Source organism: Nocardia huaxiensis (assembly GCF_013744875.1).
In the GTDB taxonomy this organism is placed as follows: domain Bacteria; phylum Actinomycetota; class Actinomycetes; order Mycobacteriales; family Mycobacteriaceae; genus Nocardia; species Nocardia huaxiensis.
In genome coordinates, this window is sequence record NZ_CP059399.1 from 5507240 (window position 1) to 5521141 (window position 13902).

Sequence of the window (13902 nt, forward strand, 5' to 3'; positions counted from 1 at the left end):
GATTATGCGGGCCAGCGCCAGCCGGCGATGTCCGGCGGATCCTCCCCGTAGCGGCGGATGTGGTTGCGGGCGGCTTCCGCACGCCAGGTGAGTTCCTCGGTGAGATACGCCAGCTGTTCCGACAGGCGCGGCACCTCGGCCAGCGCCGCCGCAGCCAGGCTGAAGCGGTCGATGCCGTTCATCGCGCACATGGCGAAAGGTGTTGTGGTGGTGCCATTGTCGGTGAATCCGTGCACGTGCAGGAGGTCGTGGCCGGGGCGGCGGTAGGCGATGCGGTGGATGAGCCAGGGGTAGCCGTGGAAGGCGAAGACGACCGGTGCGTCGGTGAAGATGGCGCGGTATTCGTCGTCGGGGATGCCGTGCGGGTGCCGGTCCGGCGGGAACAGGCGGGCCAGGTCGACCACATTGACGACGCGAACGGCCAAGTCGGGCACCAGCTCCCGGAGCAGCGCCGCGGCGGCGAGGGTTTCCTGGGTGGGGACGTCCCCGGCGCAGGCCAGCACGACCTCGGCGGGACGGTCGAGGTCGGTGCTCGCCCACTGCCACACGCCCAGGCCGCGTTCGCAGTGCACGCGGGCGGCGTCGTCGTCGAGGTATTGCAGGGCGGGCTGCTTGCCCGCCACCACGACGTTCACCCGGCCGCGGCTGCGCAGGCAGTGGTCGAACACGTGCAGCAGGCAGTTGGCGTCCGGCGGCAGGTACACCCGGCTCACCTCGGGCCGCTTGCTGAGCACGTGGTCGATGAAACCGGGATCCTGATGGGAGGCGCCATTGTGGTCCTGCCGCCACACATGTGAGGTGATCAGGTAGTTGAGGCTGGGAATGGTTTCGCGCCACGGGAATTCGGCGGCCATGCGCAACCATTTGGCGTGCTGCACGACCATCGAGTCGACAATGTGGGCGAAGGCCTCGTAGGTGGTGAAGACGCCGTGTCGGCCGGTGAGCAGATAGCCTTCCAGCCAGCCCTGGCACAGGTGTTCCGACAGGACTTCGAAGACCCGGCCGTTCGGGGACAGGCGATCGTCCTGCGGCAGGCGGGCGGCGCGCCAGCGCCGGTTCGTCACCTCCAGGATCGCGTCCAGGCGGTTGGAGACGAGCTCGTCGGGGGCGAAGAACAGCAGGTTGTGCGGGTTGGCGGTGAGCGCGTCGCGCAGATAGCCGCCCAGCACGCGGGTGGCCTCGGCCGATTCCGTTCCCGGCGCGGTGAATCCGATCGCGTAGTCGGCGGGGCTGGGCAGCCGCAGATCGACGCTGTCGTGGCCGTGCGCGGCCCGGCTCGCGCTCATCCGCAGGTGGTCCGGATGCAGGCGCGCGATGCGGTCCACCGGGCGGCCCTCGGCGTCGAACAGCGACTGCGGCCGGTAGGAGCGCAGCCATTTCTCCAGCAGCGCAAGGTGTTCCGGATTCTCGCGCACTCCGGTGAGCGGCACCTGGTGGGCGCGGAACGTGCCTTCGATCTGCGCGCCGTCGACCGTCGCCGGTCCGGTCCAGCCCTTCGGCGTGCGCAGCACGATCATCGGACGGTACGGGTCACGCGGGCCCACACCCTGTTCGGCGTCCTCGCGAATGCCGCGGATGCGGGCCATGGCCTCGTCGAGCACGGTGGCGTAGCGTTCGTGCACCTCGGCCGGATCGCTGCCCTCGACGTACATGGGCTCCCAGCCCTGCGAGGTCAGCAGATCGTCGAGTTCGCCGCGCGACATGCGCGACAGCAGAGTCGGATTGGCGATCTTGTAGCCATTGAGGTGCAGGATCGGCAGGACGGTGCCGTCGGTGACACGATCCAGGAACAGTGAGCCGTGCCAGCTGGTGGCCAGCGCCCCGGTTTCGGCCTCCCCGTCACCGATCATGCACGCCACCACCAGATTCGGATTGTCCAGCGCCGCACCGGTGGCATGGGCCAGTGAGTAGCCGAGCTCCCCGCCCTCGTGAATGGATCCGGGCAGATGCGGTCCGGCGTGGCTGGGTACGCCGCCGGGAAAGGAGAACTGCCGGAACAGTTCTCGCATGCCGTCCAGGTGCTGGCCGACCTCCGGATGCCGCAGCGAATAGGTGCCCTCGAGCCAGGACGCGGCATTGAGCGCCGCGGCGCCGTGCCCGGGGCCCAGCACGAACAGCATCTCCTGGCCGGTCCGCATGATCGCGCGATTGAGGTGCGCGTAGGTCAGGGTCACGCCGGGCACGGTCCCCCAGTGCCCGATCAGCCGCGGTTTGATGTGCTCGGGCCGCAGCGGCTCGGTGAGCAGCGGATTCTCCATCAGATAGATCTGGCCTGCGGCAAGGTAATTCGCGGCTCGCCACCAGGCGTCCAGATCGATGAGGTCCGGGCGCAGGCCGGCCCGGGTGCCGGACAGGGTCTGAGTCATCGCCGGGTGTCCTCTCCGCGATCGGGGTGCACGACCATGACCGGGCAGTAGGCGTGCTGGACCAGGGTGTGAGCGGTGGAACCCAGCAGCAGGCCGCGGAATCCGCCGCGACCTCGATTGCCGACCACCAGCAGTTGCGCGACCTTCGACCAGTCGAGCAGGGCCTCGCCCGGACCGGCCGGGTACAGCCGCCGGGTGACCACGACGTCCGGGTACTTCTCCTGCCAACCGGCCAGCCGTTCGGCGAGGACGGCCTCCTCCACGGTCTCGAGGTCGGCCGCCGCGATCGGCGGCAGCTGTCCGGCGAATGTGCCTGCGGCCCAGTCACTCCAGGCGTGCACGGCGACCAGGCCGGTCCGGCGTTCGGCCGCCTCGGCGAAGGCCGCCGCGATGGCGGCCTCGCTGACCGGGCTGCCGTCGACGCCGACGACGACGGGGCCGGTCAGGCGGATCGCGTCGTCGTCCTCGGCCTCCGGCCGCACGACGATCACCGTGCCCTGCGCGTGACTGGTCACCGCGAGCAGCGTGGAGCCCAGATGTCCGATCGTTCCGATGGTCCCGGTGGCGCCGAGGACCACCGCGTAGGCGTCCGCGCTGCGCGAGATCAGCAGCGCCGCCCCGGTATCGGAGGTCATGAGCGTCGAGATGCGCAGCCCCGCACGGTGCTCGCGCACCCGCGCCTCGGCACGGGTGAGCACCGCGCGGCCCCGCGCGTGCATGCTGTCGAGGACATCGGGCATGACCACCTCGTACGGGCCGACCACGCTGCTCGCGGACACCAGCGCCAGGCCGTGCACGATCAACAGGTCCCGATCGCGGTCGGCCGCGTAGTCCGCGGCCCAGCGCAGGGCGCGCTCGGATCCGGGGGATCCGTCCACGCCGACCACCACGGCCGCCGTGGCCACTCGGTGCGGTTCGTCATGGTCCTGTCGCGTCATGATGGCCTCCGATGCGCTCGAATTGTCCGGGCCCGGATGGGCCGTCACTTCACGGTAGAAAGGCGGGACCGGCGGCGACTGCGGTCGATCGTCACTGGCCAGGGGACGAAAGACCCCCGGCGGAAAGTGCGATTCGCACGCTGTCGCCCGCCGCCAGCGACTCGGTGCGGCCCTGACAGTGGATCTCCACCGGTCCCGCGTCGCCGGGGTCGGCGGCCACCTCCAGTTCGTCGGCGTCGACGCGGATGGCGAGCCGATGCCCCCGGTAGAACAGGCTGAAGCGCAGCGTGCCCAGCTCGCCGGGCCACCGCGGATGGAAGATCAGGCGGTCGGCCCGGATCTCCATGCCGGTGAAGCAGCGCTGCACCAGGTCGATGCTTCCGGCCATGGCGCCCAGGTGGATTCCCTCCTCGGTGGTGCCGCCCTGAATGTCGGCCACATCGGATTCGAGGACCCGGGCGAAGAAGTCCATGGCCTGCGCGCGGTGCGCGCGGGCCAGCACCCAGGCGTGCACGAGCGCGCTGAGGGTGGAGCCGTGCGAGGTGCGCGCCAGGTAGTAGTCGATGGTGCGCGGGATCATCTCGCCGGGCAGCTCGTAGCCCAGCCGGCCCAGCACCTCGCGCAGTTCGTCGGCCGAGAGCAGATAGAACAGCATCAGCACGTCGGCCTGTTTGGCGGCCTTGTACCGGTTGACGTCATCGCCCTCGGCCTCGAGGATGCGGTCCAGCCGCTGGATGTCGCCGTAGCGACGGCGGTAACCGTCCCAATCCAGTTCCGCCAGTTGCTCGTAACCGTCGAACTGACTGAGGACACCGTCGTGGAAGGGGATGTACATGCGGCGACTCACATGCTCCCAGCGCGCCGGCTCCCCCGGCGCGACCGCCAGGGTCTCCAGCAGTTCGGCCCGTGCCCGCGGGGTCACCCGCTCCAGCGCCTCGAGGGCCCGCATGATCGTCCAGACCGCCATCACATTGGTGTAGGCGTTGTCGTCTATCCCGGATCCGGGCGCTTGCGGTGTGCCGGTGTGGAATTCGTCGGGTCCGATGACACCGCGCAGGTGATAGCGGTCGTGCGCGGGATCGTAGTCGGCCAGGCCGGCCCAGAATCGGGCGATCTCCACCAGCAGCTCCGCACCCCAGCCGGTGAGGAATTCGATATCACCGGTGGCCTGGTAGTACTGCCAGACGTTGTAGGCGACCGCGCTGCCGATGTGGCGGGCCCGGCTGCTCGGATCCGGATTCCAGTGTCCCGATAGCGGATTCAGGTGCATCACCTGGCTCTCCTCGCGGCCGTCGCTGCCGGACTGCCAGGGGAACATGGCCCCCGGCAGCCCGGCGGCGGCCGCCGCGCGCCGCGCCTCGGGCAACCGGCGGTACCGGTAGCGCAGCAGGCCGCGCGCCAGTTCGGGGAAGCGCGGGTTCAGCAGCGGGAAGACGAACAGCTCGTCCCAGAAGACGTGCCCGCGATAGGCTTCGCCGTGCAGGCCGCGGGCCGGGACGCCGACATCCAGGTCGGCGGTGTGCGGGGACAGTGTCTGGATCAGATGCACCAGGTGCAGCCGGATCACTCGCACCGCGCCGTCGCCGCGGCCGTCCAGGTCGATGCGCAGCCGATCCCACAGGTGCTCCCACGCCGCGGTATGGCGGTCCAGCAGGTCGGCGAAGCATCCGGCGGTGTCCAGCCCGCGCACGGCCTGCTCGTCCGCGGCCGAGACGGCATTGTCGCGGCCGGTCACGATGGCGGCGATCTTCTCCAGCACGACCGTGTCGCCGGAATCCATGGTGACGGTGTGGTCATGGCCGATCCTGCCCTCGCTGTCGACGAGTTCGGTTGCGGGACACAGCTTCACGCAGTCCCGGTGCAGGGTGCCGCGCGCGGCGACGGCGACCGGGATACCGGACCGGCCGGTGCGCGCGTACAGCAGCACCGACTCGGCCGACAGCTCGCGGGCCGACACCGGCTCCAGGTGCAGATGCGACAGCTCGCGATAGCGCGCCACCAGGCTGTTGCTCACCGCGCCGTCCACCGCGGACCGGAAAACCACTGTGGCCGACCAGTTCTCGGCGGTGACTGCGGTCTCCAGCGCGCACAGATGGGGTGCGTGCATGGACGCGAAGCGGCGCTGCCGCACCCGCGTGATGCGCCCGCTGGTGTCGCGGAAGCGGAAGCGGCGTTCCAGCACGGCCCGGCGCAGATCGAATTCCTGCCGGTAGGAGAGCAATTCGACACTGTCGATGTCGAACCAGTCGCCGTCGCCGATGCGAAAGGTGACCGGCAGCCAGTTGGGCAGGTTCACCAGGCTCTCGTTGTCGACGGTGCGCCCGGCGATCCGGTCGTAGAGCCGGTTGCCGACACCGGCCACGTACGTGCCCGGATAGTGGCGCTCCCCCGCTGCGGATTCCGGTGCGGCGCCACGGATTCCGAGATATCCGTTGCCGACCGTGCACAGCGCCTCACGCAGTCGCTCGTGGGTGGGATCGTAGCCGTCGAAGGCCAGCACCCAGGTGTCGGAGACGGCCGATTCCGCGCCGGCCAGCAGCAGGTCCGCCATCCGGTCCAGCAGGATCCGCGTTCCGGCCGGGCCGGGCACCGCGAAGTGGGCGGCGGTGTGCCGATCCCCGTTCTCGTTGTGGCGCACCACGATCGACTGACCATCCGCTTCGACGGCGTCGAAAGCGTCCTCGTCGGTGAGGTCGTCGCCGATATAGATCGGCAGCACCGATACGGTCAGGTGGCCGAGGATCCAGCGCAGCGCGGATCCTTTGTTCCAGTCGATATCCGGGCGCAACTCGACCACCTTGCGGCCTCCGGTCACCCGCAGGCCCTGGCCACGGGCCAGCTCGTGCACCGCGGAGACCACCGCCGCCACCCGCTCGGGAGCGACGCGTCGATAGTGCACCGCGACGGCGAAACGCTTGTGCTCCACCAGAATTCCCGGGATGTCACCGAGTCGGCGGCGCAGTTCGCCGGCGACCTCCGCCAATGCCCGCTCGGCGCCCGGCGCGGCGTCGTGGGTGTGGGTGGAGCCGTCCGGGGCGAGCAGTTCGAATCCATGGCAGCCCGCGTACCACAGCCCCTCGACACCCACGCGGGCCCGAAGGTCATCCAGGTCGCGGCCGCTGACGATCGCGACCGGGCAGTGCTCGGCCAATTTCTTCAGGGCCTCGGCCGCGCCGTCCACCAGGGTGGCTGCGGCCGGATCGGGAACGATGTCGGAGAGCGTGCCGTCGAAATCCAGGAGTACCGCGATCTTCTCGGTGTCGAGCAGGTCTCCGATGCGCGCCCAGGACGCCAGGGCATCGGGCACCTCGGACATCCGGCGGAAGCCGCTGCGCAGTCGCACGTCGGAGAGATCATCGACCACGACGTCGGCGCCGCGCTCGAGCAGTCGCGCCGCGTGATCGCCGCGGTTCACCCCGATCACCAGTCCGAAACCGCCCGCGCGGCCCGCGGCGACACCGGCCTCGGCATCCTCCACGACCACCGTCCGGCCCGGATCGGCGTCCAGGCGGCGCGCGGCCTCGAGCAGCATGGCCGGATCGGGTTTGCCCGCCAGGCCGAGTTCCTCGGCCACCAGGCCGTCGACGCGCACCGGAAACAGGTCGCCGATGCCCGCGGCCTTCAGCACCTCGGCGCAATTGCGGCTGGCGGAGAAGACGGCCACGCCGATGCCGGCGGTCTGCAGCCGGCGCACCAGCGCGACCGTGGACGCGAAGGCCGGGACCCCGTCGCGCTCCAGCAGTTCCCGGAACAACCGGTCCTTGCGATTGCCCAGCGCGCAGACCGTGCCGGCGTCCTCACCGTCGGAGGCGTCCCCCGGGGGCAGCGAAATACCCCGGGCGGCAAGGAAATCGGCGACACCGTCGTATCGCGGTTTGCCGTCCACCGAGCGCAGGTAGTCGTCGGGGGTGAACGGCGTGTGATCCTCTCCGGCCGTCTCCGGGCGCGCGGCCAGGAATTCGTCGAACATCCGCGTCCACGCCGCCGCGTGCACCGCGGCGCTGTCGGTGACCACGCCGTCCATGTCGAGGATCACGGCATCGTGGTGGCGCGAATCTATCACCGGCACAGCCTTTCTGCTTTCGTTCACAAATCCCAGCGTGCGCATCCGCGGCGGGACGCTCTAGAGGCGGAGGTCCCGGCGTGCGCGACGTTCGTGCGGAACACTGCCGGTCCGATGCTCGCGGTGGGAGTCCGCGTCACGCCGTTGTGACGGTCCACCCCTTCCGGCGACTCCGTTGTCGCCTCGAGCTGTTCGGGGCCATGGAGGAATTCTGCGCCGGGCGCGGACCCGACCGGCAGAATCCTTGGGCATCACCAAGACCAGCTTCGGCCCCCGCACGGACGCTGCCTTGGTCCGCCGATCCAGGGCATTTGGTCCCATCCGGGCGTTTCGGTGCCCTCTTGCCCGGACACGGAAGGACATTGGCCTCTGGGCCGGACCGCGCGTGAACGGCATGCTCGTGCCCACATCCGCCCGGGACCGCCGTGCGGGCGCACCCGTGTCGGCGCCGACGTGGCACCGAATCCTGAAGGAGGACATGTGATGTCGCGGACCCATCCGGACCCCGATACCCTGCGCTCCGCGCTGGCGCTGGCCACCCGAGCGCCCTCGGTGCACAACACCCAGCCGTGGCAGTGGCGTCTCGGGGACACGACCGTGCACCTCTATTCCGACGACAGCCGCCGGCTGCCGCAGACCGACCCCGATGGCCGGGAACTGGTGCTGAGCTGCGGTGCGGCACTGCATCATCTGGAGGTGGCGATGCGCGCGCTGGGCTGGGCGGCGGTGGTGCACCGCCTGCCGAACCCGGCCGAACCGCGTCACCTGGCCGCGCTGGAATTCCGGCACTCGACCCCGGACGCGGAGGCGGAACGGCAGGCCCGCGCGATCACCCGCCGGCGCAGCGACCGCCGCCGGTTCACCTCCTGGGAGATGCAGGCTCCGCAGAGCGCCGCGGTGGCGGCGGCCGGCGACCTGCCCGGAGTCGCGGTGCGCGTGATCGATTCAGCGCTCGATCGCGCCCGGCTGCTGCGCACCTTCCGGCAGGCCGCCGATCTGCACGCACACGATCCCTCCTATACCGCGGAACTGCGCGCCTGGAGCGGACGGCACGCGGCGCCACAGGGGGTGCCCGCCCGCAACGCGGTCGCCACCCCACATCCCACCGTCCGGCCCTTCGCCGATCCGCGGTTGCCCGAGGCGGTCGTCCGCGACACCGATGAGGCGGCACAGCTGCTGCTGCTGTCCACCGCGTCCGACGATCGGCTGTCGTGGCTGCGCGCCGGGGAGTCGGCGAGCGCGATCCTGCTGGCGGCCACCACGCACGGGCTGGCCACCTGCCCGCTCAGCGAGCCGTTCGAGGTTCCCGCCCTGCGCGAACGCGTCCGCACCGAGGTGCTCAACGGCTTCGGACATCCCCAGCTGATCATCCGAATGGGCTGGGCGGCAACCAGTGCCGCCGCCGTGCCCGCCACGCCGCGGCTGCCGCTCGGGGAGGTCGTGCGTCCGCTCGCGACGGCCGATCGGCCCGGCGCGGCACCGTGAAAGCCTGGTAATCCCGACAGGTTCGAGGACCTTCGGCCCTGCCCCGAGCGGACGCCGCGTGCTGGCATGGACAGTGCCGGTAGCGAATGATCCGGTCGGAAGGACTGGTGTGTCATGGATGTCGTGGAGCTTTCGCGCGGCGAGGCGATGCGACTGCTGGCGAGCGCGCCGTTCGGGCGCGTCGTTTTCACCCGCAACGCGATGCCGGCCGTCCGGCCGGTGAACCATATCGTCGACACCGATGACTTCGTCGTGATCCGCACCCGGCTCGCCTCCCGCCTGACCTCCGCGGTCCGCGCCGATGCCGAGATGGTGGTGGCCTACGAGGCCGACGATATCGATCCCATCGGCCATCTGGGCTGGTCGGTGGTGGTCACCGGCATCGCGCGCCAGGTCACCGACCCCGAGCGCATCGCCCGCTACGAGCGCCTGCTCCAGCCGTGGGTGGAGGGGGTCAGGGACAGCGTGATCGCCATCGAGCCCACCCTCGTGACCGGCCTGCGGCTGGCGCACAGCGCCGAACGCAGCGCCTGAGGCCACCGATCACGGTCCAACGCAGCCTGTTTCGAGGACTTTCGACCGTCACGGAGACCGGGCCGGCCGGGGAATGCTCGAGGCGTCAGCAATTCACACCGGCATTCGAAGGGCCGCATCATGACCGACTCACAGCACAGGAGCGCGATCGTCACGGGCGGCGCGCGCGGTATCGGGGCCGCCGTCGCGGCCGCACTGGTGAAGGAGGGCTTCGGCGTCACCATCGCCGATCTGCTGGTCCACGACGGTTCCGCCCTGGCCCAATCCCTCGGCCCGCGAGCGCGTTTCCATCGTCTGGATGTGACCGACGAGGACGATTGGCAGCGCGTGCTCGACGAGACCGAGAACGAATTCGGCCCGCTCGCCGTGCTGATCAACAATGCGGGCGTGCTGGATTTCGGCACGGTGGAATCCGAGCGTCCCGCGCTGTTCCGGCATGTGGTGGACGTCAACCTCTACGGGCCGTGGCTCGGCATGCACCTCGCCGCGCCGCGGATGCGCGCGAACGGGCACGGTGTCATCGTCAATGTCTCCTCCACCGCGGGCATGATCGGGTACGCCGGGATCAGCGGCTATGTCGCGAGCAAATGGGGACTGCGCGGCGTGACCAAGGCCGCGGCCCTGGAACTGGGTGCGGCGAATATCCGGGTGTGCTCGGTGCACCCGGGACCGATCCACACCCCGATGACCGCCGCCATGGACGACTCGGTCGCCGCGGCCCAGCCGCTGCCCCGTTTCGGGGAGCCGGACGAGGTGGCCGCCATGGTGCGGTTCCTGGTCACCGAGGCGACCTACTCCACCGGATCGGAGTTCGTGCTCGACGGCGGAGCCACCGCCGGGCAGACGCCGGTCCTGGCCGCGCCCGAGCACTGATTCCGCGGCGATCAGTGGGCGGGTGCCGCGGCGGTCAGCTCGCGGAAGAGTTCCTCGATCCGGGCCGGATGACCGGGCCGGGTGCCGGAGGTGCCCAATGCGGCTGTGGCGGAGGCGATTCCGAGCCGCACCGCATCGGCGAGAGACAGGCCCCGGGTCAAGCCCACGGTCATGCCGCCCACCATGGCGTCGCCCGCGCCGATGCCGCTGCGCACGGTGACCTCGATCGGGTCGAAATACTGTGTGCCCTCGGCATGTACGGCCACCGCACCCTGTGCGCCCAGTGACACCACCACGATCTCGCTCACTCCGGCGTCGAGCAGCCGGCGGGCGGCGGTGACGCGATCGGCCGGGGCGGGCAGCGGGTGCCCGACGTAGTCGGCCAGTTCGCGCACACTGGGTTTCAGCAGGTAGACACCCCCGCGTACGGCGCGCAGCGCCGCACCGGAGGTGTCGAGGACCAGGCGCGGCCCCAGCTCGGCGGCCATATCGGCGAGGGTTTGATAGAAGTCCACGGGGACGCCCGGCGGCAGGCTGCCGCTGGCGACGATGTACTCGCAACCGGCGGCGGTCCGTTCCACCTCGGCCAGGCATCGATGCTGTTCGGGAACGGTGAGCCGGGCTCCCGGGAAGACGAAACGGTATTGGCCGCCACCGTTGTGCTCGGTAACGGCCAGGTTCTGGCGGGTCTGGCTCGCGACCGGCACCGGCCGGGTCGGCACGCCGGTGCAGCGCAGCAGATCCTCGAGCAGCACCCCGGCCGGCCCGCCCGCGGGAAACACCGCGGTCACCTCCGCGCCGAGCGCCGCCACCGTGCGGGCGACATTGATGCCGCCGCCTCCGGGATCGAATCGTGGTGGCGCACAGCGCATCTTGTCGGTCGGCCACACCTGGTCGACCTCGGTGGCGAGATCGATCGCGGGATTCATCGTCAGGGTCACGATCGCCATCGCGCACCTCCTCGGCGCAGCGCTGCCGCCGTGCCCGTCATTGCCGGAAAGCTGGACCGGTCGCGGTGGACCGGCACATTCCACTGTCGGACATGGGATCCCGGGCCGGGAGAGCCGCCGTGCCCGCGACCGGGAGCCTTTGGTCCCTGGCCGAGACCGGGCCGGCGATCGATCCGGCGATCACGGTTACCGGTCTCGCGGACCCTGTTCCAGCCGGAACGGCGGGTACTCGTCACGCATCAGAGTGGCGTAGGCGAGGACGCGGTAGAACCAGCGGTTGACGCCCATGACGAAAACGAACAGTCCACGCGGATAGCGGGCGGTGAACAAGAGGGGCCACCGCGGCGATGAGCACCAGCACCCCGATCAGCGGAACGGTGGTGGCGCCGGAGCCGTCGTCGTTGTCGCTGCCGCCGAGCACGAGCCCGCCGCTGTACATCGCGCCGAGCACCAGGTAGTGCGGGATCGCCAGCAGCCACCATTTCACCAGCACCAGTCCGCGGGAAAGGCGTTCGGGGTATGCGACTTCCAGATCGGCCGGGTAGTCGGTGGAGCGCAGCGTGAACGGCGGATAGCGGTCGGTGCCCAGGGCGGCGTAGGTGTAGAACTGCACCCGCCACGACCAGCGCATGACCCCGACAGTGAAGTCGAACAGACCGCGCGGATAGCGGCCGGTGAACAGGATGGCGAAGCCCGCCACCACGGTCACCACCCAGAACGCCGCCCAGAGGAACAGCAGGACGATGTAATGCGGCAGGGCCAGCAGCCATTTCACCAGCCACAGCCATCTCGACAACGGTTCGTCGAGATCGCCGCGCAGGTGGACGGGATAGCCGCCGGAGCTCACCGGCGAACCGGCGGGCGGCGCGGCGGTCGTGTCGGGTTGCATGATCGATCCTCCTGACCGGGTGGCGCGGATCGCGGCGTCGCGCGAAAACGACCGCGCCCACTCGGAATTCAGCATCGATCGCGCTCGCGGGCCGGTGCAGAGTCGAAAACCCGCGCTCCCCCGGGACCTCTGCCGCGCCCGGTCCGGGACCTTGTGCTCCGGGCGGAAAGTCTCCGCATTCCGGTGACCTTCGACGGTGCCGCGCCGGGTCGGCGCGGGCAATCCTGGGAAGGTCGATCCCCCACCCGAGACGGGAGCCGATGACGCATGGCACCGAACCACCAGCCCTTCGCTCAGGTCCGCGAGACGCACACCGGAGTCGTATTCCTGTGCGGGGAAAGGGCATACAAGGTCAAGAAACCGGTCGTCACCGACTTCCTGGACTTCGGGACGGCCGCGGCGCGGGAGCGGGCCTGCGCCCGCGAACTGGAGCTGAACCGACGATTCGCGCCGGATGTGTACCTGGGACTGGCGCAGCTGAGCGATCCGACCGGCGGACCCGACGAACCGGTGATCGTCATGCGCCGGATGCCGGACTCCGCCCGGCTCGCGGACCGGCTCGACGCCGACGAGGAAGCACCGGAACTGTCGGCTCTCGCCGAACTGCTGGCCCGGCTGCACGACGCGGCGCGGCGCGGGCCCGAGATCTCGGCCGCGGGCACGCCCGCCGCGGTGCGCGCACGCTGGCAGGCACTGCTGCACAGCCTGCGCGAACAGCCCTTGGGCGCACTCGATCCCGACGATGTGGAGTATGCCGAGCTGCTGGCGGGACGCTTCCTGGACGGTCGCGGCGACCTACTCGCGCAGCGCATCGCCCAGGGCCGCATCGTCGACGGGCACGGGGATCTCCTGGCCGAGGACATCTTCGTGCTGCCCGACGGCTTCCGCATCCTGGACTGCCTCGATTTCGACGACGCGTTGCGCTATGTCGACCGGCTCGACGATGCTGCTTTCCTCGCCATGGATCTGGAATTCCGCGGGCACTCCCGGCTCGCCGAGGATTTCCTGCGCGAGTACCTGCGCCGCTCCGGCGATGCGCCGCCCGCGTCGCTGCGCCACCACTATCTCGCCTATCGCGCGCTGGTGCGCGCCAAGACCGACCGCCTGCGCGCGGCCCAGGGTGATCCGGAGGCCGGCGGCCAGGCCCGCCGCCACCTGCGCCTGACCCTGCGGCACCTGGCCGCGGGCGCGGTGCGCCTGGTCCTGGTCGGGGGTCTGCCCGGGACCGGAAAATCCACCGTGGCAGCCCAATTGGGCAGGCTCACCGGCGCGGAGGTGATCTCCAGCGATACCGTGCGCGCCGAATTGCGTGCCCGCGGCGCCATCACCGGGCGGGCGGGCGTGTTCGGCGCGGGTGCCTACCGCCCGCAGGCCAAACACGCTGTGTACACACAGATGCTGGAACGGGCCCGGGAAAGGCTCGCACACGGTGTGCCGGTGATCCTGGACGCCGCGTGGACCGACGTCGCCGAACGCCGGCGCGCGGTGCGGCTGGCCACCGATACCTGCTCGGATCTGGTGCAGCTGTGCTGCACCTGCCCCGGCACGATGGCCGCCGCGCGTATGCGCACCCGCGCGCACGGCGATTCGGAGGCCACCCCGGCCATTGCCGAGGCCATGGCGGTTGCGGGCGAATACTGGTGCGGCGCAACTCTTCTGGATACCACCGACACCCTCGAGCACACCGTGGCCGCCGCCCTGCGCGAGTGGGACGCCGCTCCCTTGCGCGCGCCGCGCCGCCCCGAGTCCAGCTCGCTGCCGTCGCGGTGACGCCGCGGCAGACGATCCGTTCCCGGATGCCGCA

8 protein-coding genes and 1 pseudogene are annotated in these 13902 nt (G+C 70.5%); 4 read left to right on the forward strand and 5 right to left on the reverse strand.

The window, feature by feature from the left end:
* Positions 1-2 precede the first annotated feature (2 nt).
* The 3 genes from H0264_RS24835 to otsB form a co-directional block, all read right to left on the reverse strand.
* Positions 3-2366 (reverse strand): phosphoketolase family protein, encoded by a 2364-nt coding sequence (locus tag H0264_RS24835; RefSeq protein WP_181579768.1) that lies wholly within the window; start codon positions 2364-2366, stop codon positions 3-5.
* Entirely contained in the window at positions 2363-3304 is a 942-nt protein-coding gene (locus H0264_RS24840) for a universal stress protein (protein WP_181579769.1), read from the reverse strand. Before H0264_RS24840 ends, H0264_RS24835 begins: the two co-directional genes overlap by 4 nt.
* Positions 3305-3395: 91 nt before the next feature.
* Positions 3396-7394, reverse strand: a complete 3999-nt coding sequence (otsB, locus tag H0264_RS24845) for a trehalose-phosphatase (RefSeq protein ID WP_276514512.1) — start codon at positions 7392-7394, stop codon at positions 3396-3398.
* A gap of 456 nt (positions 7395-7850) precedes the next feature.
* Here otsB and H0264_RS24850 point away from each other — a divergent pair, with 456 nt between their 5' ends.
* From H0264_RS24850 to H0264_RS24860, 3 genes are all read left to right on the forward strand, one after another.
* On the forward strand, positions 7851-8852 hold the full coding sequence (locus tag H0264_RS24850) for an Acg family FMN-binding oxidoreductase (RefSeq protein ID WP_181585814.1): 1002 nt from the start codon (positions 7851-7853) through the stop codon (positions 8850-8852).
* Positions 8853-8966: 114 nt separating this feature from the next.
* Positions 8967-9386, forward strand: a complete 420-nt coding sequence (locus tag H0264_RS24855; RefSeq protein ID WP_181579771.1) for a pyridoxamine 5'-phosphate oxidase family protein — start codon at positions 8967-8969, stop codon at positions 9384-9386.
* 120 nt (positions 9387-9506) lie between these two features.
* The gene (locus H0264_RS24860; RefSeq protein ID WP_181579772.1) at positions 9507-10259 is read left to right on the forward strand and encodes an SDR family NAD(P)-dependent oxidoreductase; all 753 of its coding nucleotides are present in this window, start codon (positions 9507-9509) and stop codon (positions 10257-10259) included.
* Positions 10260-10270: 11 nt separating this feature from the next.
* Here the strand turns inward: H0264_RS24860 and H0264_RS24865 are convergent, their stop codons facing one another.
* Positions 10271-11209 carry a 1-phosphofructokinase family hexose kinase gene (locus H0264_RS24865; protein ID WP_181579773.1) on the reverse strand — a complete coding sequence of 313 codons (939 nt, stop codon included), beginning with the start codon at positions 11207-11209 and terminating at the stop codon, positions 10271-10273.
* A 186-nt stretch (positions 11210-11395) separates the two neighbouring features.
* Positions 11396-12041: pseudogene (locus H0264_RS24870) on the reverse strand (DUF4389 domain-containing protein); the annotation flags it as partial.
* A gap of 324 nt (positions 12042-12365) precedes the next feature.
* Here H0264_RS24870 and H0264_RS24875 point away from each other — a divergent pair.
* Entirely contained in the window at positions 12366-13868 is a 1503-nt protein-coding gene (locus tag H0264_RS24875) for a bifunctional aminoglycoside phosphotransferase/ATP-binding protein (protein WP_181579774.1), read from the forward strand.
* Positions 13869-13902 lie beyond the last annotated feature (34 nt).

Bases quoted from the DNA above. Each gene is read 5' to 3' on its own strand.
- H0264_RS24860 (WP_181579772.1), top strand. From the start codon at position 9,507: ATGACCGACTCACAGCACAGGAGCGCGATCGTCACGGGCGGCGCGCGC.
- H0264_RS24855 (WP_181579771.1), top strand. From the start codon at position 8,967: ATGGATGTCGTGGAGCTTTCGCGCGGCGAGGCGATGCGACTGCTGGCG.
- H0264_RS24850 (WP_181585814.1), top strand. From the start codon at position 7,851: ATGTCGCGGACCCATCCGGACCCCGATACCCTGCGCTCCGCGCTGGCG.
- H0264_RS24835 (WP_181579768.1), bottom strand. From the start codon at position 2,366: ATGACTCAGACCCTGTCCGGCACCCGGGCCGGCCTGCGCCCGGACCTC.
- H0264_RS24875 (WP_181579774.1), top strand. From the start codon at position 12,366: ATGGCACCGAACCACCAGCCCTTCGCTCAGGTCCGCGAGACGCACACC.
- H0264_RS24865 (WP_181579773.1), bottom strand. From the start codon at position 11,209: ATGGCGATCGTGACCCTGACGATGAATCCCGCGATCGATCTCGCCACC.
- H0264_RS24840 (WP_181579769.1), bottom strand. From the start codon at position 3,304: ATGACGCGACAGGACCATGACGAACCGCACCGAGTGGCCACGGCGGCC.